The organism is Microbulbifer zhoushanensis (assembly GCF_021729055.1).
GTDB classification, from domain to species: domain Bacteria; phylum Pseudomonadota; class Gammaproteobacteria; order Pseudomonadales; family Cellvibrionaceae; genus Microbulbifer; species Microbulbifer zhoushanensis.
Genome location: NZ_JAJSAO010000002.1, coordinates 550,318 through 574,674, shown reverse-complemented (window position 1 = coordinate 574,674; position 24,357 = coordinate 550,318). Strand labels below are relative to the sequence as shown.

General features: G+C 57.3%; 16 protein-coding genes. 6 read left to right on the top strand and 10 right to left on the bottom strand.

All coding sequences use genetic code 11. The features are described 5' to 3' along the window. The first annotated feature begins 363 nt into the window (after window positions 1–363). The gene (locus LVD10_RS06185) at window positions 364–1,722 is read left to right on the top strand and encodes a serine hydrolase domain-containing protein (RefSeq protein ID WP_232940494.1); all 1,359 of its coding nucleotides are present in this window, start codon (window positions 364–366) and stop codon (window positions 1,720–1,722) included. A gap of 17 nt (window positions 1,723–1,739) precedes the next feature. Here LVD10_RS06185 and LVD10_RS06180 read toward each other — a convergent pair whose 3' ends face one another. The 5 genes from LVD10_RS06180 to LVD10_RS06160 all read right to left on the bottom strand — a co-directional run bounded on the left by LVD10_RS06180 (window position 1,740) and on the right by LVD10_RS06160 (window position 8,035). Then, entirely contained in the window at window positions 1,740–2,534 is a 795-nt protein-coding gene (locus tag LVD10_RS06180; protein ID WP_232940492.1) for a tyrosine-protein phosphatase, read from the bottom strand. Beyond that, window positions 2,531–4,717: a GumC family protein gene (locus LVD10_RS06175; RefSeq protein WP_237062441.1), complete on the bottom strand. Its 2,187-nt coding sequence runs from the start codon at window positions 4,715–4,717 to the stop codon at window positions 2,531–2,533. Before LVD10_RS06175 ends, LVD10_RS06180 begins: the two co-directional genes overlap by 4 nt. Before the next feature lie 2 nt (window positions 4,718–4,719). Then, window positions 4,720–5,280: a polysaccharide biosynthesis/export family protein gene (locus tag LVD10_RS06170; protein WP_232940488.1), complete on the bottom strand. Its 561-nt coding sequence runs from the start codon at window positions 5,278–5,280 to the stop codon at window positions 4,720–4,722. A 55-nt stretch (window positions 5,281–5,335) separates the two neighbouring features. Beyond that, the gene (locus LVD10_RS06165; protein WP_232940486.1) at window positions 5,336–6,535 is read right to left on the bottom strand and encodes an outer membrane beta-barrel protein; all 1,200 of its coding nucleotides are present in this window, start codon (window positions 6,533–6,535) and stop codon (window positions 5,336–5,338) included. Window positions 6,536–6,601: 66 nt separating this feature from the next. After that, window positions 6,602–8,035, bottom strand: a complete 1,434-nt coding sequence (locus tag LVD10_RS06160; protein WP_237062439.1) for an undecaprenyl-phosphate glucose phosphotransferase — start codon at window positions 8,033–8,035, stop codon at window positions 6,602–6,604. A 562-nt stretch (window positions 8,036–8,597) separates the two neighbouring features. Between LVD10_RS06160 and LVD10_RS06155 the strand changes: the two genes are divergently transcribed. The 4 genes from LVD10_RS06155 to LVD10_RS06140 all read left to right on the top strand — a co-directional run bounded on the left by LVD10_RS06155 (window position 8,598) and on the right by LVD10_RS06140 (window position 15,383). Then, on the top strand, window positions 8,598–9,287 hold the full coding sequence (locus tag LVD10_RS06155; RefSeq protein WP_232940482.1) for a VOC family protein: 690 nt from the start codon (window positions 8,598–8,600) through the stop codon (window positions 9,285–9,287). 338 nt (window positions 9,288–9,625) lie between these two features. Next, complete coding sequence (locus LVD10_RS06150; protein ID WP_237062437.1) at window positions 9,626–12,808, top strand: AMP-binding protein; 3,183 nt, start codon at window positions 9,626–9,628, stop codon at window positions 12,806–12,808. Next, window positions 12,805–13,998, top strand: coding sequence for an acyltransferase family protein (locus tag LVD10_RS06145; protein ID WP_237062435.1), 1,194 nt, complete (start codon window positions 12,805–12,807; stop codon window positions 13,996–13,998). The genes LVD10_RS06150 and LVD10_RS06145 overlap by 4 nt, the downstream gene beginning before the upstream one ends. Window positions 13,999–14,015: 17 nt before the next feature. Beyond that, entirely contained in the window at window positions 14,016–15,383 is a 1,368-nt protein-coding gene (locus LVD10_RS06140; RefSeq protein WP_232940479.1) for an oligosaccharide flippase family protein, read from the top strand. A gap of 38 nt (window positions 15,384–15,421) precedes the next feature. On the opposite strand, the gene LVD10_RS06135 is transcribed toward LVD10_RS06140, so the two are convergent. Continuing rightward, a complete protein-coding gene (locus tag LVD10_RS06135; protein ID WP_237062433.1) occupies window positions 15,422–16,444 on the bottom strand; it encodes a sulfotransferase family protein in 1,023 nt (340 codons plus the stop codon). Window positions 16,445–17,617: 1,173 nt separating this feature from the next. Here LVD10_RS06135 and LVD10_RS06130 point away from each other — a divergent pair. Next, entirely contained in the window at window positions 17,618–19,855 is a 2,238-nt protein-coding gene (locus LVD10_RS06130; protein WP_369413273.1) for a DUF5011 domain-containing protein, read from the top strand. Between the two features lie 62 nt (window positions 19,856–19,917). On the opposite strand, the gene LVD10_RS06125 is transcribed toward LVD10_RS06130, so the two are convergent. From LVD10_RS06125 to LVD10_RS06110, 4 genes are read right to left on the bottom strand one after another with little or no spacing between them, the layout of a single operon-like run. Next, complete coding sequence (locus LVD10_RS06125; RefSeq protein ID WP_237062429.1) at window positions 19,918–21,315, bottom strand: hypothetical protein; 1,398 nt, start codon at window positions 21,313–21,315, stop codon at window positions 19,918–19,920. Next, a complete protein-coding gene (locus LVD10_RS06120) occupies window positions 21,315–22,589 on the bottom strand; it encodes a glycosyltransferase family 4 protein (protein ID WP_237062427.1) in 1,275 nt (424 codons plus the stop codon). Before LVD10_RS06120 ends, LVD10_RS06125 begins: the two co-directional genes overlap by 1 nt. Beyond that, window positions 22,582–23,559 carry a glycosyltransferase family 2 protein gene (locus LVD10_RS06115; RefSeq protein WP_237062425.1) on the bottom strand — a complete coding sequence of 326 codons (978 nt, stop codon included), beginning with the start codon at window positions 23,557–23,559 and terminating at the stop codon, window positions 22,582–22,584. The genes LVD10_RS06120 and LVD10_RS06115 overlap by 8 nt, the downstream gene beginning before the upstream one ends. An 11-nt stretch (window positions 23,560–23,570) precedes the next feature. Further along, window positions 23,571–24,347, bottom strand: a complete 777-nt coding sequence (locus LVD10_RS06110) for a WecB/TagA/CpsF family glycosyltransferase (RefSeq protein WP_237062423.1) — start codon at window positions 24,345–24,347, stop codon at window positions 23,571–23,573. Window positions 24,348–24,357 lie beyond the last annotated feature (10 nt).

Here is a 24,357-nt window from a genome sequence, read left to right as displayed (position 1 = left end):
CGCGACGCGGGCTTGAACTTCAGTCAAATTGCCCGCTATAGCCTGCATCTTCACCGTTTATGCCCACATTTTCGGAGAAAATGGGGCGCGCAGCCCAATCGTACGCTCCTGCCGGGCTGCCCTATTTCTAGTGTCGCCGGGCGCGCACCGGCAGGACGTACGGGACAGCCTGCCCCGAACTGGGGGCCCGGACCTGCGCGGCGCGACCTGCGCGGCCCGACCTGCGCGGCCCGACCTGCGCGGCCCGACCTGCGCGGCGCGACCCAAACTGACCAGCGCCCGTTGGCAGTTGCGGCTAGAATCGCCCCAATCAGTCATAACCCACCATCCGCTGCGGGTGGTGACCGGGAGAGCACAACAATAATGAACGTGAAAAAAATCAGCCTGATCCTGCTGGGGGGTGTTGCGGCCCTGCTGCTGGTGGCCGCACTGCTGGCGCCACGCCTGCTGGGTTTCTCGGTCGCGCAGCTGGATGACGCCGTGCGCGTCGCCACGGGCATGGGGGCCAAGCTGGCCTGCTCGGGCCGGTTTATCTCCGGTTTCGAGCCCTCGCGGATTGTCGAGGACCTGGCCTCCTACTCCCCGGCCAACCGCCTGCTGGAGCTGGAATACGGCGACGACCGCGTGAGCGCCACCCTGCTGGGCATGGGACGCACCAGCGCCATCTATCGCGAGGGGCTGGGCTGCACGCTGGATATCGGTGACACGGGGCCGCTCGATCGCGTGCGGGTAACGCCGGTGGAAACCAATGGCGAGGAATGGCCGCTGGGCTCTTCGGTCTCCTCCATCGATCCGGTCCTGCAGGAGCGGGTGGAGGCCATGCTGGCAGCGGACAACCGGGCCGGGCTGCAGACGCGCGCATTGCTGGTGGTCCAGGGCGGCAGGCTGGTGGCGGAGGCCTACGGCCCGGGCATCGATGCACAGACGCCGCTGCTGGGCTGGTCCATGGGCAAGAGCCTCACCGCGATCATGCTGGGCCGGCTGGAGCACCTGGGGCTGGCGGATACCACTGCGACGCCGGTATTCAGCCAGTGGCAGGACGACGAACGGGCCGGGATTACAATGGAGGATCTGTTGCAGATGAGCTCGGGCCTGGCTTTCGACGAGACCTACGCACCGGGCAGCGATGCCACCGAGATGCTGTTCAATGCGCACAGCGCCTCTGACCTGCCCCTGGCCAGCCCGGCGGCGCTCGACCCCGGCAGCCACTTTTCCTACTCCTCCGGCACCACCAACCTGATTGCCCGCTGGATGCACGACCGGCTCGGCGGTGCGCAGGCGAACCTCGACTTTTTCCGCAATGAAATCCTGCAGCCGCTGGGCATGGCACATACGGTGTTCGAAATGGATCCGAGCGGCGTGTTTGTGGGCAGCTCCTATATCTACGCCTCGGCAAGGGACTGGGCGCGCCTGGGCCAGCTGATGCTGAATCGGGGCGAGCTGAACGGCCAGCGGCTGCTCAGCGAGGATTGGGTCGCGCGCGCGGCAACCCCGAACGGCAGTGACAACGAACCGCGCTACGGTTACCAATTCTGGCTCAACCGCGGCGGCGCCTCACCGCGCTACCCGCAACTGCCGGAAGACGTGTTCCTGATGCAGGGCAACCGCCGGCAGCGGGTGATGATCTCCCCGTCCACCGATACGGTGGTGGTGCGGCTGGGCTGGTCGGCGAGCCGCTATCCCACCGGCGAGAATTTCGCCCGCTTGCTGCCGGGCAGCTGATTTCCCGCCCGGGAATCTCAGGCGGTCACAAGATGTGGCTGGCCGGGGAGTGGCCCCGGCGGTACGGGCCGTGACTGGGACAGGCCGCCGGAGAGGATCCTGGCCGGGTTGTCGCGCACCAGCATGCGTGCATGTTCCGCACCCACCAGTTTCTCCGCGGCCGCCCTGCCCTCCTGCAGCAGCGGCGGTCGGCGCACGCGGTGATGCGCATCGGTTGCCAGCACGGTGACCAGCCCCCGCTTTACCAGCTGGCGGGCGCGGCGCTCGGGGCGATCGCCGAAACGCCCACACAGTGCGCCGGCGGTCACCTGCAGCAGGCATCCGGCCTCGAGTAGCGGGTCCAGCTTGTCCAGGCTGCGGAGAATATCCCGATTCCGCTCCGGGTGCGCAATCAACGGGCGTATGCCGCGGCTGCGCAACCAATACACCAGGGCGGTGGTTCCCGGGGGAATATGGCTGTGGGGCATCTCCAGCAGCAGTACCCGTTCGCCATCCCAGCGGCCCAGGTAGGGCACCTGACGAGCACGCACCTGTGCCGGCAGTTCATCGGTCAGGCGTACCTCCGCCGCCAGGCCCAGCCGCAGCGGGATGCCGGCATGGCGCACGGCGGCGCTGAACCGGCGAAACACGGCGGTAAGTGCGTGGATGTCAGAGTCGTAGCGGCCGGGGTGAATATGGGGGGTCAGCATCGCAAAACCGATACCGTCGTCCACGGCGTCCCGGGCCAGCGCGAGCCCCTCGAGCATGGTCCTGGCCCCGTCATCCACACCGGGCAGGAAGTGGCAGTGCAGGTCGATCAGCGCCGCATTCATGTGGCCGCAGCCCCCTGCGCGGCACCATAATAGCCGCCGTAATATCCCTCGTCGTAACCGGCCAGCTTGCGGGTATCCACCTGGTTGAGCACTACACCGTCGACCACCAATCCCAGTGAGCGCATTTTGTCCAGGCCCCGACGCACTACCCGCGCGTGGGTCGCGTCTGCCTTGACCACGTACAGCAGCGAATCCGCGAGCTTTGAAACCACCAGCGGGTCGCTCACCGCCATCACTGGCGGGGTATCCAGGATAACCCGGTCATAGCGATTGGCCAGTTCCGCCAGCATGGCACTGAACTGGCGGGAACCCAGTATGCGCAGTGGGTCGCCGGGAAGCTTGCCGGCACCGATGATATCCAGGCCGGTATCCGCATCGTGGGAGATACATTCCTCCAGGGAAAAACTGCCGCTGAGGATGTCTGCCAGGCCGGGCTTGCTCGGGGGCAGGCCGAGATGCGCCGACAGGGATGCGCAGCGGAGGTCGGTGTCGATCAGCACCACGCGCTCCACCTGGCTCAGGGCAAAGGCCAGGTTTTCGGCCACTGTGCTCTTGCCCTCGGCCGGGGCGGAAGAGGTAATACTGACAATTTTCGCCGGTAGCGATTCCCGCCCCAACAGCAAGCCCGTACGCAGGGTGCGGACTGCCTCGGTGTACTCTCTCTGCTGCGGATCGAAAAACAGTTTCGGCGGCAGGCCTCCCTTGCCCTGCGGTTTTACCAGCGGCAGCTGGCCGATCAGGGTCTGCCCCAGTTTCTGTTCCACGTCGTCCGCGGAACGGATTCCCGCGCGGAAGAAGTCCAGTGCCAGGATCGCGACGGCAGCAAAACCGCCACTCAGGACAAACGCCGCCAGCACGATCAGGCGCTTCTTGGATTTTACCGGGTACTCCGGCGGTATCGCCGGTTCCACCAGCTGCGCTGCCGGTGATTCGAAGCCGGTGGCCTCACTGGCCTCGCGGAAACGGGTAAGGAAGGTGTTGTAAAGCTGCCGGTTGACCTCGACATCGCGCTTTAGCTCGTCGTACTTGATCTCCTTATCGGCAACACTCTGGATATCCACCTTGTTTGCAGACAGTGCGCTCTCGAGTTCTGCCACCTTGCGCTGCGCCACGCGGTAATCACCCTCGATGCTCTGCACCAGGTTGGCCACTTCCTGGCGCAGTTGCGCCCGGGCGGAGTCCAGCTCATCCCGCGCGGCGATCATGCGGGGGTGCTTGGGGCCATAGCGCTGCGCCAGTTCGGAAACGCCCAGGGCCGCGGAGATCTCCACGCTTTTTACATTCTGGATCAGCGGGTGATTCATGACTTCCGGCAGGTTTTTCAGCGCCTCGAAATCCCCGCTGTGTGCACGGATATTGCGATAGATACCGCCCAGGCGCTTGGCCTCACGGCGCGCCTCCAGCAGCTGGTTCAGGTTGTCATTGAGTTCCTGTTCGGCCAGGCCACGCACACCCTGCACGTCTACCAGGCCTTCCTGGCGCTGGAATGCCTGCAGCCGGCGTTCCGATTCCTCGAGTTTTTCCCGTAGCCCCGCAAGGCGCTCGTTGAGCCAGCTGGTAGCACGCTGGGTGACATCCAGTTTCGCTTCCATCTGCCGCTCCACGTAGGCATTGGCCACCGCATTGGGCACTGCGGCCGCCAGCTGCGGTGAAACCGCCTGGTAACCGAGCTCAACCAGCTGGGTGTTGCGAATCGGGCGAACGGTAAGGCCCGCCTGTACTACCCGGACCAGCCTGCTGCGCTGCTCAGCCGGGTCCAGCTCCTCCTCATCAGCCGATTCATCACCAAACAAACCGGGCAGCAGCCGCTCCAGTGGACCCGGCTTCTTTTCCTCGTCAGTAAATGCCCGGTAATTGACCAGGTCGAGATCCTCCACAACCCGCTCGGCGATGCCCCGGGAGCGCAGGATTTCCGCCTGGGTCAGGAAAAACTCCCGGCGCTGGGTACCGAAATCGTAAATATCCCGGATTGAGACCAGGTTAGCCTGGTTGGGGTCGAACATGAGTCGCGCTGTCGCCTCATAGCGCACCGGCATCTTCCATGCAAAATAGAAGGCCACCGCGGTCACCGGAATCACCACCAGGGCAATTTTCCACCAGCTGCGCAGGAGCAACAGGACGTAATAGAGGATGTCGATTGATCCCGACTGTCCGGATTCCGGGTTCATATTGGCTGCTGTCATATTCAGAACAATCCCTGCTCGACGGTAACCACATCGCCGGGCCGTAACTGCGTGTTCAGGCTGGCCTCGATCCGCTGATCACTGCCCGCGCTTTCCCGCACGATATAAATTCTCCGTTCCGAGGCGCGCTCGGTGAGCCCCTGGGCCAGGGCTGCCGCCTTGCCCACCGTAAGGCCCGGCTGGTAGGGGTAGCCGCCGGGTACCTGGACCTCCCCATAAATATAGAAGGGGCGGTACTCCACAATGGCGACGCTGATGCTGGGGTTGATCAGGTAGTCGCCCTTGAGGCCGTCCAGCAGGATCTTCTCCACTTCCTTGACCGAACGGCCGCCGATAAGGATTTCACCCAGGAACGGGTAGTTCACTACCCCGCTGTCATTCAGGAGAATCTCCATACTCAGGTCGTTTTCCCCGTAAACGGAAACCTGGATACGGTCGCCCGGGCCCAGCCGATACTTGTCCGGATCCGTCCCGGGCTGCGCCAGTGCTTGACTGGCCAATGCGCACCCGGCCAGCAGCGCCAGCCACAGTACGACGACCAATGGCCGCAAACGTCTACTCATCATCACTTCCATATTTTCGCTTGAAACCCGGAGGCCGCATTTCCTGTTACCGGGATCAGATTTCCACTGTGCAGGTGAGTGCCAGCTGGTTCCTGTCGATGCCCTCGAGGCCATTACCCGGCTGTCGCCGGACGCTGCTGGCAGCGATGCCGACAACCAGATGGCGATTCACATCCAGGTCCAGCCTGAGCCCGTAGCGACGACTGTCCACCGTGTCGCTGCCGGTGCCGCCCCGGGGCGCCTGTGAAGAGGTGCCGTAGGCGAGCGAGCTGCTCAATCGATCTGACCACTGGTGCCCCCACGACAGGGTATGGGAGCGCACTTCAAGAAAATCTGCGCGGGCAAAATCCTGGGTTTCCTGCGGCACCTGTGCAGTGGTGTAGGAGAAGGTGCTGTAGGACCGGGGCCGCCAGGTCAGGCCCGCACGCCAGAGGTCACCGCTATAGTCAGAGCGCCGTACATCGTCGAAGTCTTTCTCAACCTCACCGACACGCACATCCAGGGAGGTCCTGCTGGACCGGAAAACCAAACCCACCACATGCTCGTCCTGGTGATTGCTTTGCAGGGGAATTGCCTCGGGCACCAGGTCGTATTCCTGCTCGGTCCGCGCGGCACCGACCACCAGGCGCGCCGATGTTGAAATAGCGAGCCCCAGCTCGAGGCCGGCACGCTTTCCTTTTCTATCCCTCAGGTCCTGGGAAAAATCCTCATCCACAACCCCCAGGGCCAGCGCCGCGCCGAGGCGGTGGTCATTGCCACCCAGCTCCAGCCTTCCCCTGACGGATTCACGCTGGTTGCGTCCCGGCTCCAGCAGCGGTACCGCCCCGGGCTCTAAATCATCCGAGAACAGGGCATCGATTCCGAGATCCTCGTGCAGGTCGCTGTAATCGAACCTGATCGAGGTACGGAATATCGAAGCCGGCTGCCACTGCAGGTCGCCAGAGGCCACATGGTCCAGGTAGCCTTCAGTATCTGGCGTCGCGTACTCACCCGCACGCGCTTCATAGAAAAGCCCATAACCCAGCGCCGACGACTCTCTTGAGAGTTGTGCGTACGGAGCGCCTACGGTGCGGATACTTTCCACCGGGTCCTCTGCCAGGCCAAACTGGTTATCGTCATAGATCACCTGTCCACGCATACCGGCAGTCAGGGTTGTGCCGCCACCCAGGTTGATGGCCGCAAAGCCCGTCTCACTTGCCAATGCCACAGCCACCGCTAATGGTGCCAGCGCCATTTTTCCTTTCACCGAGCTCATATTTACAGTCTTCCTTTCAAGCCCATTGTGATTCCATTCGATGCCGGGAAGCTTGCCGGTGCATTCCTAGTAGGCGTTCTTGCCGCCGAAGCCCTTGAATATCGTCATCAGGACGATGCGCAGGTCCAGCAGCAGCGACCACCTGCGGATGTAATCCAGGTCGTGCTCGATACGCTTGCTCATCTTGTCCACCGTATCGGTCTCACCGCGCCACCCGTTGACCTGGGCCCAACCGGTAATCCCCGGCTTCACCTTGTGTCGCAACATGTAACCGCTGACCAGGCCACGATATTGCTCGTTGTGCGCAACCGCGTGGGGTCTCGGGCCAACAATTGACATCTGCCCCTGCAGCACGTTGAAGAACTGGGGCAGTTCATCGAGGGAGGTACGACGCAGGAAGCGACCGACCGGTGTCACACGGCTGTCATTCTGGGTAGCCTGGACTACCCTGGCGCCATCATCCTGGACTGTCATGGTGCGAAACTTCCAGACAATTATTGTCCTGCCATCCAGCCCATAGCGGCGTTGCCTGAATATTACCGGACCCGGTGATGTGAGCTTTACGGCAATGGCCACAGCCAGCAAAACCGGGGAAACCAGCACCAGGATGGCAGAGGCCAACAACAGGTCCTCAAGACGCTTGATCCAGCCATTGATACCCTGGATAGGCGTGTCGTAAATACTGAGCAGGCTGGTGTCACCAATACTGTGCAGCCGCGAATGCAGCATGTTGGCGACAAAGAAGTTGGGAATCATATGCACCGTCGCGGTGGTATCAGCCAGCGCGGCCAGGATATCGGCGATCCTCTTCTCTTCGTGCATGGGCAGGGCGATAAAGACCAGGTCGCAACGGTTGGCCCGCGCCCTTGCAATTGCGTCGCTCACATCGCCAAGGATCGCGCGGCCATCAAAATCCTCCGCCCCGAACCCACTCTCCGTGGAACCGGGAACCCGGTAGATACCCTGGCAGCGAATACCCAGCTGCGGGTTTTCGTCCATTTCCCGCCACAGGCGCAGGCCCGCTTCTGATAGCCCGATAATCACCGCTGAACGCGTATTCCTGTCGTGGGCCCGGAGCAGGAACAGCACCCGACGCAATGCGTATCGCCACAGGGTGAGGGCGGTAAAGCCGAAGCCAAACCAGAGAATAACGGCACGCGGTGGAAAATCTGCGTAATAGCCGCTGAGGTAACCGGCAAACAACAGGATCACACAGACTGACAGCCATGCCGCCGCCGTGGTGCCGACGATCTTGAAGTAACTCTCCGAGCGCCAGGACCGGTAGAGATCCACCGACTCGGCGATAAAGGCGAAGCAGACCACCGCAAAAAGCGCGACGATCAGCCAGTCCTTGCTGGGTGCGATGCCAAGCACCTGTAAGGCAAGCAGCAGGCTTGCCTGGACCAGCAAGAGGTCGAATAAGCGGTACAGCGTGGTGATTCCACGCCGGTGCGTCCTGATCCATCCCTGGTTCACGTTATCCCCCTGAGGATTGGTCAACCGGGCACTTTCCTGTGTGCGCCGGTTTTTCTTGCCCCCCGGGAGCCTGGCGTCAATGCCTGCATTTCCTGGGGGCGCCTATCGTCCTTCAAAACTGCGTACCAATTCAATCCACAAACTGGTGCAAATCACGATTTAGTCGCCAAAAATATTTAATTAGTGGAAATTCTCCCGGCTTTTTATGAAGCTTGGGTACCAACGATCATGCACGGATCTGCGGAATTCTACCTTTCGTACCAATTACCCCAACCGCTCTATGTCAGTGCTTTTAATTGCGCCAAATTGGTACTCTTCAACGGCGGGACGCACGGTAATTTTCGAGCAGGAAGTGTGCCAGATAACTGTGACTGCTAAACAATTTTTTTATTACGGACTATCACTATCTGGAACATCGGTACCCACGCTGGCATGGTTTTCCTTATGCCATTACATCGCACTTTCAAGATTTAAAATTTTTGAAAGCATCGATTGTTAATCGGTAGTTCTCATGATATTAATTCGTCTCCCGGCAGGTCTGCCGGAATTTTCATATTAAAAATTTACACAATTTGGGGGACAAGGAATGTCCAAGGTCAACCGCGTAGACCACATCACCTATGCCGTATCAACCGGCATGATTGAGAAATGGGGCTGGTACCACACCGAAATCGAGGGCGGGACCGTATCCAAGATCGTCCCGGATGTACGACCCGATGACCCCGAAAGCAGCATGAAACTCTGGTGCATTGACTTCGACAGTTTTGGGGTCGTCCTGGTTGAAGGCATTGATCGCAAGAAGAAGAGCCAGGTTACGGAATTTGTCGACCTGCACGGTGACCACAGCGTCCAGCATATTGCCTTTGATACCGACAGTCTTGAGGGGTTTGTCGGTCACGCCATGTCCAAGGGAGTCAATTTCCGTGGCCGGCAACTGGTCAACGACGATGGCTTCGGCAAGTTGAAGCAACTGTTCGGCAAGGGCTATGCCCCCCTGAAGGCATCACAGATGTCGTTCCCGGAATATGTAGAGCGGCCGCGTGGAGGGAAGGAAGGTGCCGAACTGAATACGGATGTCCCCCAGAATACCGGCAAAAACTTTTACCAGCGTATTGAGGATGCCCGCAACCGCGGTGACGTTTCTTCGCTGACCGATTTTGCCGCGATGCCGGACCAGTGGCAGCCCACTGTGGTGAAACGCACCGAGCAGCCGGAAGTTGCGGAGCAGAAAACATCTGCCAAAGCTTCAGCTACCGACGCACTCGCCACTGCCTGACCGGTTCCCCTACCCCGTGAGCTCCCCGGCTGAGCCGGTTTCCGTTGCAGCCCGGCATAAGGTCCGGGGGGCGGCTTTCCGTAATAAAATGTAATCAGCTCCGTCCCACATCCGTGGAACAGGGGCTTAGAATAACTGGCTGCGGCCAGGGCTGTTCCAGCACCCTGCACAGCCCGGGGCGCTGGATGGACAGGGACGACGTCCAGGATATTTTCACAGGAATGTGGCTTATGGCTTACCCGATTGAAATTACCGGTGACCTCCCGGACACAGTTTCCGGAGAAGGGTCCGGGGCCGGTTCGGCTACCCGGTCCGGTTCCCGGCCGCAGACGGGGCCCATGGAAATACCGGATCCCATCACCCTGCTCGAGGCAAGCTTTGCCAGTTTCCTGCGTGAATATGACTCTACCATCCAGCGCATCGCCATGGTCCTGGCAGCTGTGGCTGCTGCCGGATTCAGGCTCAACAGGTCCACCCGGCTGGCTATCCATTGCTCTTTATTACCTGAGCGCCAGCTCCACTCGATTGTTATCGATGACATCGAAGGCAAGGATTTCCGCAAGCTCTGTGAGCTTATTCACTACGAGTTACAGCACGCAACGGATCGCCGCCCGGTCACACCAGCCGGTGAAGCAACAACGCTGCCGCTACACGTAATAATCGGCCCGGAGATGCCTTATGGCACAGAAACCCCGGCGCTGCGCCAGCTCATCTCTGTCGCGGGGGGCCAACCGGTCCTGTGGTTATCAGACCGCGCACCAGACGCCTGCTGGCTTGTACAGAGCGGAAACAGGCAGATCGAGGAAGTCACCCGGCTCGACACGTATGTGGCGGCATTCGCGCGTCGGCATCGTTCAGGCGACTCGTTCCTGCACGAGTCGCTGGATATTGTTGGTGAGGATGAGCGCCTGATCCAGGCGGATTTCGGTAGCCCCTGTTGTTTATCTCACAATAGCGCGTTGCTCTTTGAGGCTGTCGCTGACCATGCCCAAGCCAATCCCTGCAGTACCGCAATTCTGAATGGGACCAGGGAGATTTCCTATGCTGAGCTGGACAACCTGGCCAATGCGGTTGCATCGGTACTAACACAGGCCGGTGTAGGCAGGGGGGATTACGTTGGTGTTTATATTGAACGCTCACACCTGAACGTCGCCTGCCTGCTCGGGATCCACAAGGCGGGTGCCATTTATGTACCACTGGATACAGAATTCCCCGCTGCGCGCCTACAGGCAGTATGTGATCAGCTGGACCTGGGGTTTGCCATCACCAGCCATGAAAGTGATGCGGGCATACATTCGCTGGTCAGGCATACGGTTCTCACCCGCGATATCGAGGACCTCGCTGCCCGCCAGGCTGTCCCGGCCCCGGAAACTGTTGCCAGCTACAACGATTATTCCCACGTATTCTTTACGTCCGGGACTACCGGCATACCCAAGGGGATACTGGCTACACATCGCAACCTGGACCATTGCCTCTCAGCAGCAATCGAGCGCTACGGCTTTTCTGCGGATGACCACTTCGTCTCCATGGCCAGAAGCACCTTCAGCATCAGCATGTTTGAAATGCTAACCGCCCTCCGTGCCGGTGGCAGCGTAGCGATTCTCTCAAAGGAAGCTTTCCTCGACAGCGAGCAACTATGCCTTTCGATTGGAGGCGCGAGCGTAATTCATGCCGTCCCGTCATTGCTCGCGAGGATAATGGACTCGCTGGAAGACAACGGGGATGGCGAAGCAATCACCCGTGGAGTAACGACTGTTATCAGCGGCGGGGATATGGTGCCACCAGAACTTCTGGAGCGAGCCAAATCTGTATTCCCGATGGCGCAGGTTTACGTGTGTTACGGCTCCAGTGAAATCAGCTGCTTGGGCTGCACCTACGAGGTGCGCAGGGACCGAAAACTGCAACGGACACGGGTCGGCAAGCCATTCCCCAATACCCGTGTAAAGATCCTGGATTCCTATGGTAACCCGGTACCTCTGGGCGCTCCCGGCGAACTGCATTTCTCCGGTCCCGGCGTAGTACCCGGATATATCAATCGCCCTGAAACAGATCGCGATAAATTCCGCATGATCGACGGGGCAAGGTTCTTTGCTATCGGTGACATCGGGCGGTTTGACGCTGACGGAAATATTGAATTACTTGGCCGTAATGATTTCCAGGTCCAGATTGATGGGAATCGAGTGGAAATGCAGGAAGTTGAGCTGCTCCTGAAGTCTTTCGAGGGTATTCAGCAGGCTGTAGTCTCGGGTTGGTCTCCAGGGGACAACAAATCCACGCAGCTGGTTGCATACCTGGTTATGGCAGATGGCATATCCCTTTCCCGGACAGAGCTGGCAACGGCATTGGCCAAGCAGCTACCGGCCTACATGGTTCCGGCACATTTTGTAGCGCTCGATTACTTGCCCACCAACTTTAATGGCAAGGTTGACAGAAAGAGGCTCCCTTCACCATCCAGGGCGAACTCTTTACATACGGGCACTGTTGCCGCGCTCCCGACCTCGTCGACTGAAGAGTGCCTTTACCGGATCTGGTGCACCTACTTTCCCGAGCTGGATTTCAGTATTAATGACAGCTTTTTTGACCTCGGCGGAAACTCGTTGAAAGCTGTCCGCATGCTTAGCGAAGTGGCGCGCACCTATGGCTTCGCCCCGCCACTGCGCACCCTGCTGACGTCACCCAGTATTGCGCAGCTGGCCGCCGTCATTGACAGTGGCGCAACCGCAGACGACCGGCGTGTAGTCAATGAGCTCACCCGAAATAGCCAGGCAACAAGGACTCTGTATTGCTGTAACGGCATCCTGCAGTACCGTGACCTTGCCAATGCACTGGGTGGCGACTGGCGTGTCTGCGGAGTCGCCCTGCCAGAGGAAGCCAACATAATCACTGCCGGCATCACGGAAGATGAGAATACTTCAATCACCGATTTCGGCATGATTGTCGAACGGTACATAGAGGAAATCACTGCGGACCAGCCTGTGGGCCCCTATTATCTCTGCGGTGCATCTTTCGGTGGGCTGATAGCCGCTGAGGTCGGCCGCCGCCTGCAAGCGGCTGGTGAAGAGGTACGCCTGCTTGCATTGTTCGATAGCTGGTATCCGCGAAGCGTTGACTCAAGCATGGATTCCGCAAGCCTGCCCAGGAAATTCAAGCAAGCCTTACGCAAGTATGTCCTGCGACGGAAAGACCCGGCGACAAGCGATCCCCGTGAGCAGGCTCGCCGGCGTGCACTGGATCACTTTCACGACGAATACTTCGACCTGGATATCCTGCTGTTCAAAGCGACAGACAGGGAATCACTTTATGGCTACCACGGGGACACCTTCCTGGGCTGGAGCGGCCGCACCCGGAGTGTGAGTGTGTATGACGTTCCCGGGAACCATATTGGCATCCTGCGGGCGGGAAATGTGGAGCATATCGCCAGGGTAATTCAAAGTGAGCCAGCTCGTGGACACTCTGCCACTATTACGTCTGGTACGCCGCCGCGGCAGGTAGCCGCACAAGCGAACAACCTTTCCCCATGAACAACCCAACCGCCGCAAATTCCCATGGGTTCGTGCCGGAGCTGGAAGGCCTCCGCGGTGTTGCCATACTGCTTGTGCTTGTAAGCCATTTTGGCCTGGGACCGGCTTCTCTCGATTTTGTCAGCCACCTGGGCCTGGGGCATATTGGTGTCAGGCTGTTTTTTGTCCTTAGCGGTTTCCTGATCACCAGCGTGTTACTGCTGGATCTGGATAAAGCCAGTACCGGGGGGATCTCTCCCTCAAAGGTATTCTATAAATTCTACGCCAGCCGCACCCTGCGCATCTTTCCTATTTACTACCTGACAATCATACTTCTCTACCTGATCGATTTTCAGGGATTCCGGGATATTTCCGGCTGGCACTTCGCATATCTTTCCAACCTGGATGGCGTTCGCTATATCACAACGGATGCCGGCACAATACTACGCCATCCATCCACTGCTCATTTCTGGTCGCTGGCAATTGAAGAGCAGTTTTACCTGCTCTATCCATTGCTCGCTGTACTTTTGACCCGGCATACACTTTTCTGGGTTCTATGCGCCGCGGTGGCTGCTGCACCGGCATGGCGCATATTTTGTATCTTTATCCTGGATCCCAGTTACCCACATACCGGCCTGATGCTTCTTCCCGGTGTGATGGATTCGCTGTGCCTTGGCGCATTGGCAGCAATCTACCAGCGAGGCTCGCTGCCGATTCGCCAGCCAATGAAAAAATATATCAGGACCGCATGCACTTGCTGTGCGATCGTGGCATCGGGTTTGCTTGTCCTGTATTGGCAGGATACCGCTGTGCGGCTCTATCTGGCACTGTTCGATAGTGTACTCGCTCTCATTTGCGCCACTGTGGTTATATTGCTGGTGAATTTGCCAGGGGCGAGCAGGGGCAGTCACTTTTTACGCGCAAGAAACCTGAGACTGATAGGACGAATCAGCTATGGACTGTATATCTATCATGCATTTGCTACTCACATATTGTCCTGGCTTCTGCTGCAAGTAAACATGGAGCTACAGCGGGAAACAATGCTCTATACCGGCCTCCTGTATCTAATGGCCTTCAGCCTTGCTTACGTTTCCTGGCACTTGATCGAGAGACCGTTACTTGCGTTCAAGCCCTACGTCGTATCCCGACTGATGACCTCGAAATCAGTGCCTCCCGGCAAGGGAACCACCCAGGCCACCGGCCCGCAATAAAGAATTACCAGGTCCTTATGCTGACAGAACCGATTCGTGGGCGGATTGCCTATCTCCAGGCGTCGATCCCCCTGCTCACAGGCAGCGCCGGCATAGTGCTTGCGTCCCAGGGAGCGTCGATACTCCTGCGCCTGGTTTCTACTATTATATTTACCCGCCTCCTGGCTCCAGAGGCTTTTGGTGAGATACTGGTCGTCTCCACCATTACCGGCCTGATTACGCTCTGCTCCGAAATTGGCCTTCGCGGCAGTATCATTAATAATGATCGCGGCATGGCAGATCCGAAGTATGTCAATACGGCCTGGACACTACGTATCGCGCAGTACCTGCTGGTCGCTATGGCCCTGCTCGTAGCTTCTTTTTTCGTGCACCGGCTGTACCCGGGAATTGCGAATATCGATAATTACCTGAGGATATGTGCACTGACCGCGCTCCTGACCGGGTTTACGTCCACAAAAGTGTTTCAGCAGGAAAAGTTGGTAAGACCCGCGGGTCCTGCGGCCATCGTGCTCGTGGAGAGACTCTTCGCATTGCTTGTGGCAATCCTGCTGTGCTATTTCTGGCCCAATGCGGGATCAGTGTTATGGGCGAATGCGATCGCCATGTGCCTGACTGTACTCCTTACACACCAGGTACTGCCCGGCATCTCTAATCGTATTTGCCTTGAGCGAAGCGCAATAAAGACAATCCTGGATTATGGCAAGTGGATGCTCCCTGCGACAATCGTAACCTGGGCGATCAGGGATGGTTACAAGCTCGCTCTCAGCTTTTTCCTTCTGCCAACTGCTCTCGGTTTTTTTGCCATTGCCTCGAATATAGGTCTTGTCCTGGCAATGGTTTTACGTGAGTTCAGTGAGAAATGGTTGTTCCCGGTATACTGCAGAAACAAGGGCAACCATGACAGCGAGCTCCAGTCCGCCAGGATACGCGCCGCTATCCTTGCGATATCGATCGTCGTAATCACTGGGCTGGTGTACTGTTCTGAAATACTGGTGGAAATACTTTACACGCCAGAGTTTAAAACCGTTGCGGATTTCCTCTCTGTTATTGCGTTGGGTTCAGGTGGGCTCATTGTCACCGCACTCTACCTTCCAGTATTGAAAGGTAACGCTGATTCTCGGCGAGTTTTCCTCGTCAGGCTAATACAGTTCGGCACCCTGGCTGCGGGAATGCTACTTGCATTCCGGTACGGTGACAGTGCTCATGTTGTAGGCGCTACCGCAGCCGCCCAACTCCTGGCAGGCATCCTTACCATACTAGTGGCAATGCCTTACTTTACGCGCAAGGTCCTGTTGATCGACGGCCTGCTTTTTACCACGCCCCTGGCAACGCTGCTTCCGGGCTATATCGGCCAGTTATCGTTATCACTGGCCGCGTCCGGATAAAGCGAACCTGTTTTCGACAGGGGAATCCGGGCCTCCTGTCAGCTGGCCCGCAAGAATGGTTCCCCGGGGTTGACGCCCCCGCTTGGATGCTCATGCTCGCTGTCACCCAGCCAGCTGGATGGTATTGGCCTGCCAAGTAACTGCTCCAATGCCCGCATTTCGTCCCTGTAGGCACCCCGGAGCCAGTCCTGCAACTCCAGCGGCGGCTCTTTGGGCAACTCGACAGTCTTTGTCCGTTTCTCGGCAATAGCCCTGACCCATTTACTGGAACGAAGGCCACCACGGATCCTTGACCGGATAAACCGGGGCAGGATCTTTTTCATGACCTTTCCCAAGGTACTGCCCTCAAGCCGCTCCATCCAGGCAGCCAGCTTTTTTTCCTTGTTCCACTGTCCTGCGACATTACTGCGGGAAAACTGCCGTTCAGGTACATGTTCAACCTCTAGGAATTCATCCAATTCCCTGCCATGTGCGCCTGGATCGGCCAATAATTCATCGAGGATAAAAACCTTTATCTGGCGCAGCGGGAAGTATTCAAGGTACTTCCTCAGGCACTTCGCATAGCGACCTGCATCGATAATATCCGGGTATTCACGGACAGCTTCCGCAAATTCCAGTACTGGCTGTCCGCTTGAAACACGCTCATTCATACGATGGACGTAATGGGACCAGGCCCGTTTTACCGGATTCCTTAGCAGGTAAATTATTTTCGCATGGGGAACTTGCCGGGCTATGCGAGCGGGGACATGGTGTTCATCCAGCCCCCTGGAGTATCCGGTCGAACAATCACCACAAACCTGCCCTGGCTTTGCCCCCTCATACAACGACAGGTACCAGGCGTAATCAGTGCTGGATCCGTAGCGAAAGGAAAAATACTCTGGCTCTTTCCGGGCCGGCAGGAAAACGTCCGGATGCTGCTCAAGGTAGAAATACAGAGAAGTCGAAGCTGACTTCATGGCACCGATTACAAAAAAATCTGGCAGTCTTTCGCGGACAGGTTTTTTGAGATTGCAATTATCCGTTCCCTGGGCGGTCTCTACAGCAGCTCCCTTTACGTACATGATGATCCCTTTGCTTATTACGTCATCCAATTGACGGGTATTCGCTATTATCACGGGAGCGCGGTACAGCTCCCTATTTTCTTAACTATAAGAACTTATGATCCAACCTTTGAGTATTGTTCGCTTCTGCAGGAACCGGAGCGGCCGGAGGGCATAGATAGCATACAATACTCATGCCATCTTAATCGTTTATGACCAGTGTCAATCCGGCCATCGCCTGGCTCTCCCCCCCGGGAATTTTAACAGGCCGTCCCGATCCACCGGGCAGCAACAGAACAGTCCCTGCCATGCCCATCCCCGTCAGCTTCGATATCCCAGGCGGCTCACCAGGGCAGAATATAAGCTGCCAAGCAGCCTCCCTGACAGACGAAAATGCGACTGAACAGACGAACCAGGAGACGCCCAGATCGCAGCATGCATGATATTACAACTTGCCTGGCAGCGCACTGTAATTGGTCACCGGGAGCATCTGTGTCCCTGCTGTACCGCGCAAATCCAGGACAATTCCTGCGCAGCCGCACACCAGAGACGCGTTGTAACCGCGCGACTGTATCCGCCAGCGCAAATGGCCGGCCTCCCAACGGCAGCACGTCAGGCTCCGCTGTAAACCGGCATGCTTAACATCGGCGGACGGGCCAAGAATTGAATTCTTTCCTGTGCCCACAAAATAACTTTTTGATCTACTTTTATGGAAAGAACTTTCGTACCACATTTGGTTTCAAGACGATCCTTTAGTACCAAGTTAAATCATTTGTACAGGCCTGGATTTCCGTTTCGTGAATTTGGTCAGGTTTCTGGGCGCACCATTGTTTTCCTGGCGGGTATAATATTTCCCTCATTGCTGCTGGCGTTGTTCCAGGGCCTGAAGGTGATCCAGCAGTGGCCGGTTCTAACTGGCTGGCTCAGGAAACTTTATTCAATGCTGGGGCTCAATAGGTTCTCCCCGGGTAACTTTGAACCCGCGACTAGTAGAGAGCTTCAAGTCAGAATGACACCCAAAACGATGTTTCAACCTGGCCTGTGCTGCTGTTTTTGAACTTGTTTGGTGCAGGGTCAAAAGTTCGGTTGAAACTGCCCGTGCTTATTAAGATTCTTTTTCAGTGAGATGTTCTGGATGGGTGACACCACGGAACGGCCTCCTGTAATTTCCATTTCATAAAACTCCAGGTATTCATGATGTTCAGGCGTTCGATTCTCTTGCTGTTGATCACTTCTATCAGTGCTTGTGGTGGCGGGGGGTCGGGCGGGGATGATTCTTCCGAAAAACCAACAACTGTGGCACCGCCACCCGATTCCGGCAGTGGTAATTCCCCTCCGACTATTTCGCTTGCCGGAGGTTCACGGGTGACGCTGGCATATGGGACCCCTTATGAGGAGCCGGGGTTCTCTGCCGTCGATGAAGAAGACGGAGACATCAGTGACCAGGTCGCCACCGAAGGCGACGATATCGATGAGTATGCACCCGGCACCTATACCGTGGTCTACACCGTGGTGGACTCCGCCGGCGCCACTGCCAGGGCAAATCGCGACGTAGTGGTAGAGGACAATACTGCGCCGACAATAACACTCAAGGGCAGCAAGAGGGTCGTGGTTCCGGTAGGCACCGATTACCAGGATGAAGGTGCCATGGCGGAGGATAAAGAGGACGGGGATCTTACCAACCTGCTTTCGCAGACTTCAAATGTCGATACCAGTACTTCAGGTGAATACTGGGTCCGCTACTCGGTCAAGGATTCCGCAGGGATCGAGACTACCCGCCAACGCACGGTCCTGGTAGGTGACGGTGGTCTCCAGTCAGATGATGTAACCGCGCGCCTTCGCTCCCTGACCCGGACAGTGGGTATATCCCCGGAAACAGTTTATTTTTCTGCACAGGACTCCACCGACACCGCCTGTACTGACCTCAGCGGTGGAAGCGATGCAGATGCCTGTGCCAGTGGCCAGTGGTTTCGATATCACTTCAGCTTCGACGACCCCGACTCGGGCAACTTTGCGACAACGGGCAACAGCCGCAACAGCCAGGTCGGTCCGTCACCCCGGGCGCTGCATACATTTGCCTGCACACCAGAGAGCAGCAAATACCAGGATGGAGTCTGCGAGTATCGGGTGGGAGTCAGGGTCCAGACACCTGACGGAGTCTACTCAGACGATTTCGTCACTATCCAGATTCACGCGCAGGAAAACTTCTACGCGACCAGTGATGTGATTTGCGTATCACCCTCGAGTGATTTCGCGGGCTGTCCACAGGGCGCTGAACGGAAGACTTCTGTGCCGCAGGCGGGCGAATACAGCGGCAAGCGGGTGCTGCTACACGCCGGTGAACGTTTCGGGGACATCTGCATCGGTTACCAGGAGCGCGATGTCACTATTGATCGCTACGGGGAGGGTTCACGCCCTGTTGTACCTGTGGTGCAAGTCGGTGTGGTCAATCGCTGCCTGGATGTGCCACGTACAACCCAGGCCCGCGGATACCCAATGCTCACCAGGAACGACCAGGGTCATATCACCCAGGGGTGGGCCTATGGCAACACCGTCACCGGGCTTAAGGTTGGCAGCGCGATCACCGGCACGTCTGCCACGCTGGTGACCATGCACGACCTGGACCTGGACTGGTCTGGCAGTGGTGAATTTCCCGGCCTGTTTGCTTTCGGTGATTCAACCAATTACTGCATTAATAACCCCGATGAACTCGATTGCGACCTGGTGCCGCTTTCCTATGGAATCTTCTTCACCGATTCCATCCAGCGTGCACACCCGGACAACCTGCCCAACGTGAATATTGGCTGTATGAACAACTGCCTGATGATCAATGGTGGTATAGCCGGTGTGGATAACCGCACAGCCATCGAGCACAATGCGCGGTTCCAGGGTGCCTGGGGCCTGGTGGTATCGAACGTGTGGTTCCGCGGAAACCACATAGGTGGCGTGGGCGGCAAGCATCGACTCACACTGCGCCAGTCTGCCGCAGGCAATGAGGTTGATATCAACAAGAACCCCGAAGACTTCAGTGACCCGGCCAACTATATTCGGCCCAAGTCATTTTCCAATCACTTCACGCCGCACTTCAACTTTGTCTTTGACAGCATTTTCAATGATACCGAAATGGACCCTGAGCATGATTCAGCTTCCTTTACGGAGTTCAGTGGCGGTCATTTCTATTCAGGCTATTTCAATAACGAGTACCTTCTGGACCAGGTCGACCAGAACCAGGCCCAGTTACGCCTCGGTGGTGTCAACATCGTCGCAATCGGCAACGAATTCAACCCGGTGAACGCCGAGTGCCGCCTCAATAGCACCCCCCCGGATGGGTCGCCGCTGCAGGACGATGACAGCATCTTCACTGATATTACTGACTGCGGGACACCGATCCAGCAAGACTATCCCATTCCCCTGGCTCCCGGCACCGACTGAACTGGATAGATCTCCCATCCGGGCTGGCAGCAACTGCCAGCCCGGGTAAACATCCTGCCCCCCTACAACTGGAGGGCTCCCTGCTGGCTACAGCCAGCAGGCGCAGTTCCCGGCACCTGTCGCTCGCGGTGACCAACCACCCATACCCGGTTGTAGGATACCCCCCCGATACAACCGAACAGGAACCAGAGCCAGGAGTACAATGAGCTATTGGGCAACTGGTTCATCATCATAAGTGCCGCCACCAGTGCAGCACCGGTGTATAAAGCACGACGATCATTCCCCGAGCTCTTTCCGGCTACTCCCAGCGCGCGAAAAACACTACATGACATCAGGCCAAAAAGCCCGGCAAACATGACTAAGCCGTAGCAACCCAGCTGGATAATCCAGAAGCCATCGGTAACGGAGTCCGAAAGCCGGTTGCGTCCCCAAGCGCCCCATCCCAGCAATATCTTTTCCCGCGCATGCTCCAGCAACCGCTCCTCGTGATAAAAGCGGAAATCAAGCGATTGCGCCCTGCCCTCGCCAAATAGTGCGGCGAACTCGACGAATTCCTGATGGGGGAAGAGGTCCATAATACAAAGCAGGGGATAGGCGATGACAGTGACACAGATCAATCGGATCAGCAGCCTGGTCAGGAACTGCGGCATCAACATTATGGAGCAGAATCCGATAAAACCGATCAACCATGCGGCAACCGACTTGCAGACAACCAGGATCAATGCAAGGTAAAGAGTCACCAGCACGTTGGGCAGTGCCGTAATCCGCTGGCGGGCCCGGGACAAGACTGCCGATGCAAGAAAAGGCACAGTAAAAAAGAGAGCCAACAACAGGCCGTGACCGACAAAAACGACTGGCCTAAAGCCGCCAAAGCGTACCTGCTGGGCAAAACTGTGGGGGAAAAACCCATAAACCATGGTATGCAATTGCGGGCTCATACGAGCTTCATAAAGCACCAATGGTGTATAGGCCAATCCAAAGAAAACCAGCAGACGGAATACCTTTATCAGGTCTTCGTCTGTTTTTACCAATGCCAGGCCCAGGACAAACGGCAACAGCATCAGGTAGGTCTCGGCAATCGCCGTCAGGCTATCTTTGATAGCCAGCCCCCGAATGAAGATCTCCCCGTCAAAATAAGGTTCCCCATTGGTCATTACCGTGGCGACCGGCGAAAGGAGTAGCACGATTACAATGATGCGTTCCAGTCCCCGCACCGGTATACCGATAAAGCCGGTCCCCCGGGCGACAAGACAACCGATTGCTGCGCAGATTACCGGGATGCTTTCCTGGTCCAGGGGTGGAAGCAGCGGCAGGTCAAACTCGACTTTAACCGGCAGGAACAGGTAACCACCAACGATCGTGATAAAAGTAGCGGTCAGCGCACTGAGGCGCGCATAAAGCACCGCCGCCAATGCCGGCCACAACAGTAATGCCAGTTGTGCTATTGCGTTGGGCATCATCAGGTTGCCTTCAGGCCGGCTCGCGCGGTGTTGCCAGAGGCCTTATCTGCCAGGGATTGTTTGATTTCCTCAAGCAGGTGCAGGGTATTTCGGTGGATATCAAATTCGCCGGCCACCAGCTTTTGGGCCCTGGCTACCCGCGCCACGAGTTCTTCCGGCTCCACCCCAATCAACGAATGCATACATTTGGCCATAGAGTCCGGGGTTGGATCCGCCACCTGGCCTGTCTCACCGTCGATGACCAACTCGGGGATTCCCGAGACAGACGTGGATATCACCGGTATACCAGTGAGCATGGCTTCCATCAGTGCCACCGGGATGCCATCCATATCCCCGGCACTGTCGCGACAGCATGGCAGCACGAAACAATCAATCTGCTCCAACCATGCCCTGACCTCTGTGTTGGCGATTGCCCCCAGGAAGCTGACTTCCGCTTGCAGACCCAACGCAGATACCTGGCTCTGCAGTTTGTCCCACAGTGGCCCATCGCCCGCCACTTCCAGCTTGAACTTTATCCCACGCTGCTTAAGCAACAGGCAGGCGTCCAGTAATATATTGAGGCCCTTCTTCTCCACCAGGCGAGCAAGAAAACCGAAGCGGAATACTTCGTGCTGATCCCGGTACTGCCGCGCGCTGAACTCCCGGCTGTCCACGCCACAACGAACCAGCCGTAGCTTATCAGCGGGTATTCCTTTGTCCTGTAGCCAGCCAATGTTAAACCGGGAAATGGTACTTATGAACGCAGCACGCCTGGCCTTCCGGGGCAGCAGGTAGCCACGCTGGAACAGGTCATTGGCATGGGCGGTTACAGAGAATGGGATACCGGACAGTAGGCTTGAGTACATCGCAACATCGGTGCTCACGTGTGCAAAATGTACGTGACAGTGATCGACCTTTCGCCTTGACAGCTCTCGCGCAAGGCAGGGGGCGATGACTCCCCTGTAACAAAGGCCGATAGCTGTTTTCAGGTCAGGCAACACCGATATTGCATCTGTGACCACAGTCGTAGCCAGACGCCAGTACCTGAGCGGATTCCTGAAACAAAAATACAGGTGGCTACGGAAAAGCTTCGCTTTTCCCTGGCCATAGACCCTGGTTGTACGTCTCGCCAACGCCTCCTGCCGGCTATCTCCCGTAGTCGCCATCGGGGCATGAATGGAAAATGGTTCGACTTTCAATCCAAGGTCTTCAAGGATAAAGATTTCCTTGTAAACAAAAGTACTGGAAAGGCCGGGAATCTCCGGTGCGATGTAGGCAAGTACAGGATCAGGCATTGGCAGGTGCCCCGCCGGAAACCTGGACGTTATTCTCCCGTCGCGCCGACTTCCAGCGCTCAAGCCCTGCAGCTTCATACTTTTCGATCGCCCGCCGCTTACCAGCCACCAGTGAATAAAGCTGGAATGCACGCAGGTAATCAATAAATTCACGGTCGGGGAACCGGGGTTTACGCGACAGCCAGCTCCGCAGGTAACCCCAGAGTACGGCCATGCTGCCAACCATAAAGGGGTAGTCAGCGATTCTGAAGACAGCCGTAGCGGCGAGGTACAGGAACCCAGTGCCCATAAAATACTGGCCGTAACCGTGGCGCATCTTGCCGGTTAGTATCCCCCGCTGGCTCGACCCCATGATCCGCAAGTGAATAAAACGGAGATCCGGCTCATCCCAGCTGCGGGCGCGCCAGCCAAGCATCCTCGCACGATGGCAGTCAATGGCATCCCACATTACCTCGCGGACAATCCCGCCAATTTCCCTGAAGCACTGGGTTCGGTAAAACTTGGTCATCCCGACTGACATTTCATCGCCACGCCGCTCACTTACCAGCCGGCCATCGCGCATATTATAGGGCTTACCACTGGCACAGCCGAGTCGCGGGTCGGCTGTCATTTTCTGCAATAGTGTTTCGAAATAGCGGCTTGGCAACTCAACATCCAGGTCCAGCTTGCAAATGAAATCAAATTGATCCAACTGCACTTCTTCCAGGCCGGCATAAAATGCATCGACTACTCCGGGGCCAACATTACGAAAGCCCCGGTTATCACGGCGGAGGACACGGATGAAGTCGTACTTCTCCCGGTAGCGCTCAAGAATTTCTGGTGTTCTATCTGTCGAACCATCATCGACGATCAGCCACAGCGTAGGTGGAACAGTCTGGTTTATTACGCTGTGTAGGGTGTTCTCGAGATACTCCTCTTCATCCCGACAGGGAGAGATGATGACATACGGTTTTTCTTTGATTGCCAACATGGGTAACAAGCCTAGTTTTCCGTCGTTACCACAGGCTGGCGTTGATCTCGCCTGATGCTGCGGTAGATTGCCGGGAGCGCAAGTAAATTCCTGAAGTAGCGGGGCGCAAGCCGACGCGGATTCGATAGCATCCTGTGCACCCATTCCAGTGACAGTTTCTGCAGCCAGCGAGGCGCCCGTTGCTGCTGGCCGGACAGGAAAAGCAGGGACGCGCCCACGCAGAGAGTCACTCCTCGTGATTCCGGCTCCTGTGCGAACAGGTAAGCCAGTAATTCCTGTTGCGGGGATCCCAACGCAAGGAAGATATAATCTGCTTTCTGTCGCAGGATAAACTGCACCAGGGTTTTCACCTCCTCTTCCCTGTGGATAAAACCCATGCTCGGGTTGTAGTGCGCCAGATTGAGGTGTGGAAAACGAGACCTGATGCCGGAAAAGACTGATTCATCCCCACCGATCAGCAGGACACGATCCCGGGATGTTAGCTTTCCCTTAAACAGTGCTTTGGTCAGCGTGCTGCCGGGGACTACCTCGGGCACCACGATGCCCTTCAAGCGCAGCATATGGGCGAGGATACGGCTGTCACAGAGTGAAAGCCCGGCGCTATCATAGGCAGCCTGGAGCCGGTCACATTTCTCCCCGGTCACCAGGCGCTGCATGTGATCAATATTCGGCGTTACTACAAATTGATTGGTATCCTGCCGACTCATTGACACGATTTTCTCGAGCGCCGACGCCATGGTCATCCGGTCGATATGACAGGCACCGATTGTGCGCTGGTGATGGATCATGCAGGGAACT

Coding starts and splice junctions, on each gene's coding strand:
- LVD10_RS06135 (WP_237062433.1), bottom strand. CDS start 16,444: ATGTACGTAAAGGGAGCTGCTGTAGAGACCGCCCAGGGAACGGATAAT.
- LVD10_RS06145 (WP_237062435.1), top strand. CDS start 12,805: ATGAACAACCCAACCGCCGCAAATTCCCATGGGTTCGTGCCGGAGCTG.
- LVD10_RS06155 (WP_232940482.1), top strand. CDS start 8,598: ATGTCCAAGGTCAACCGCGTAGACCACATCACCTATGCCGTATCAACC.
- LVD10_RS06175 (WP_237062441.1), bottom strand. CDS start 4,717: ATGACAGCAGCCAATATGAACCCGGAATCCGGACAGTCGGGATCAATC.
- LVD10_RS06110 (WP_237062423.1), bottom strand. CDS start 24,347: ATGATCCATCACCAGCGCACAATCGGTGCCTGTCATATCGACCGGATG.
- LVD10_RS06180 (WP_232940492.1), bottom strand. CDS start 2,534: ATGAATGCGGCGCTGATCGACCTGCACTGCCACTTCCTGCCCGGTGTG.
- LVD10_RS06185 (WP_232940494.1), top strand. CDS start 364: ATGAACGTGAAAAAAATCAGCCTGATCCTGCTGGGGGGTGTTGCGGCC.
- LVD10_RS06170 (WP_232940488.1), bottom strand. CDS start 5,280: ATGAGTAGACGTTTGCGGCCATTGGTCGTCGTACTGTGGCTGGCGCTG.
- LVD10_RS06120 (WP_237062427.1), bottom strand. CDS start 22,589: ATGCCTGATCCTGTACTTGCCTACATCGCACCGGAGATTCCCGGCCTT.
- LVD10_RS06150 (WP_237062437.1), top strand. CDS start 9,626: ATGGAAATACCGGATCCCATCACCCTGCTCGAGGCAAGCTTTGCCAGT.
- LVD10_RS06125 (WP_237062429.1), bottom strand. CDS start 21,315: ATGATGCCCAACGCAATAGCACAACTGGCATTACTGTTGTGGCCGGCA.
- LVD10_RS06115 (WP_237062425.1), bottom strand. CDS start 23,559: ATGTTGGCAATCAAAGAAAAACCGTATGTCATCATCTCTCCCTGTCGG.
- LVD10_RS06140 (WP_232940479.1), top strand. CDS start 14,016: ATGCTGACAGAACCGATTCGTGGGCGGATTGCCTATCTCCAGGCGTCG.
- LVD10_RS06165 (WP_232940486.1), bottom strand. CDS start 6,535: ATGAGCTCGGTGAAAGGAAAAATGGCGCTGGCACCATTAGCGGTGGCT.
- LVD10_RS06130 (WP_369413273.1), top strand. CDS start 17,618: ATGATGTTCAGGCGTTCGATTCTCTTGCTGTTGATCACTTCTATCAGT.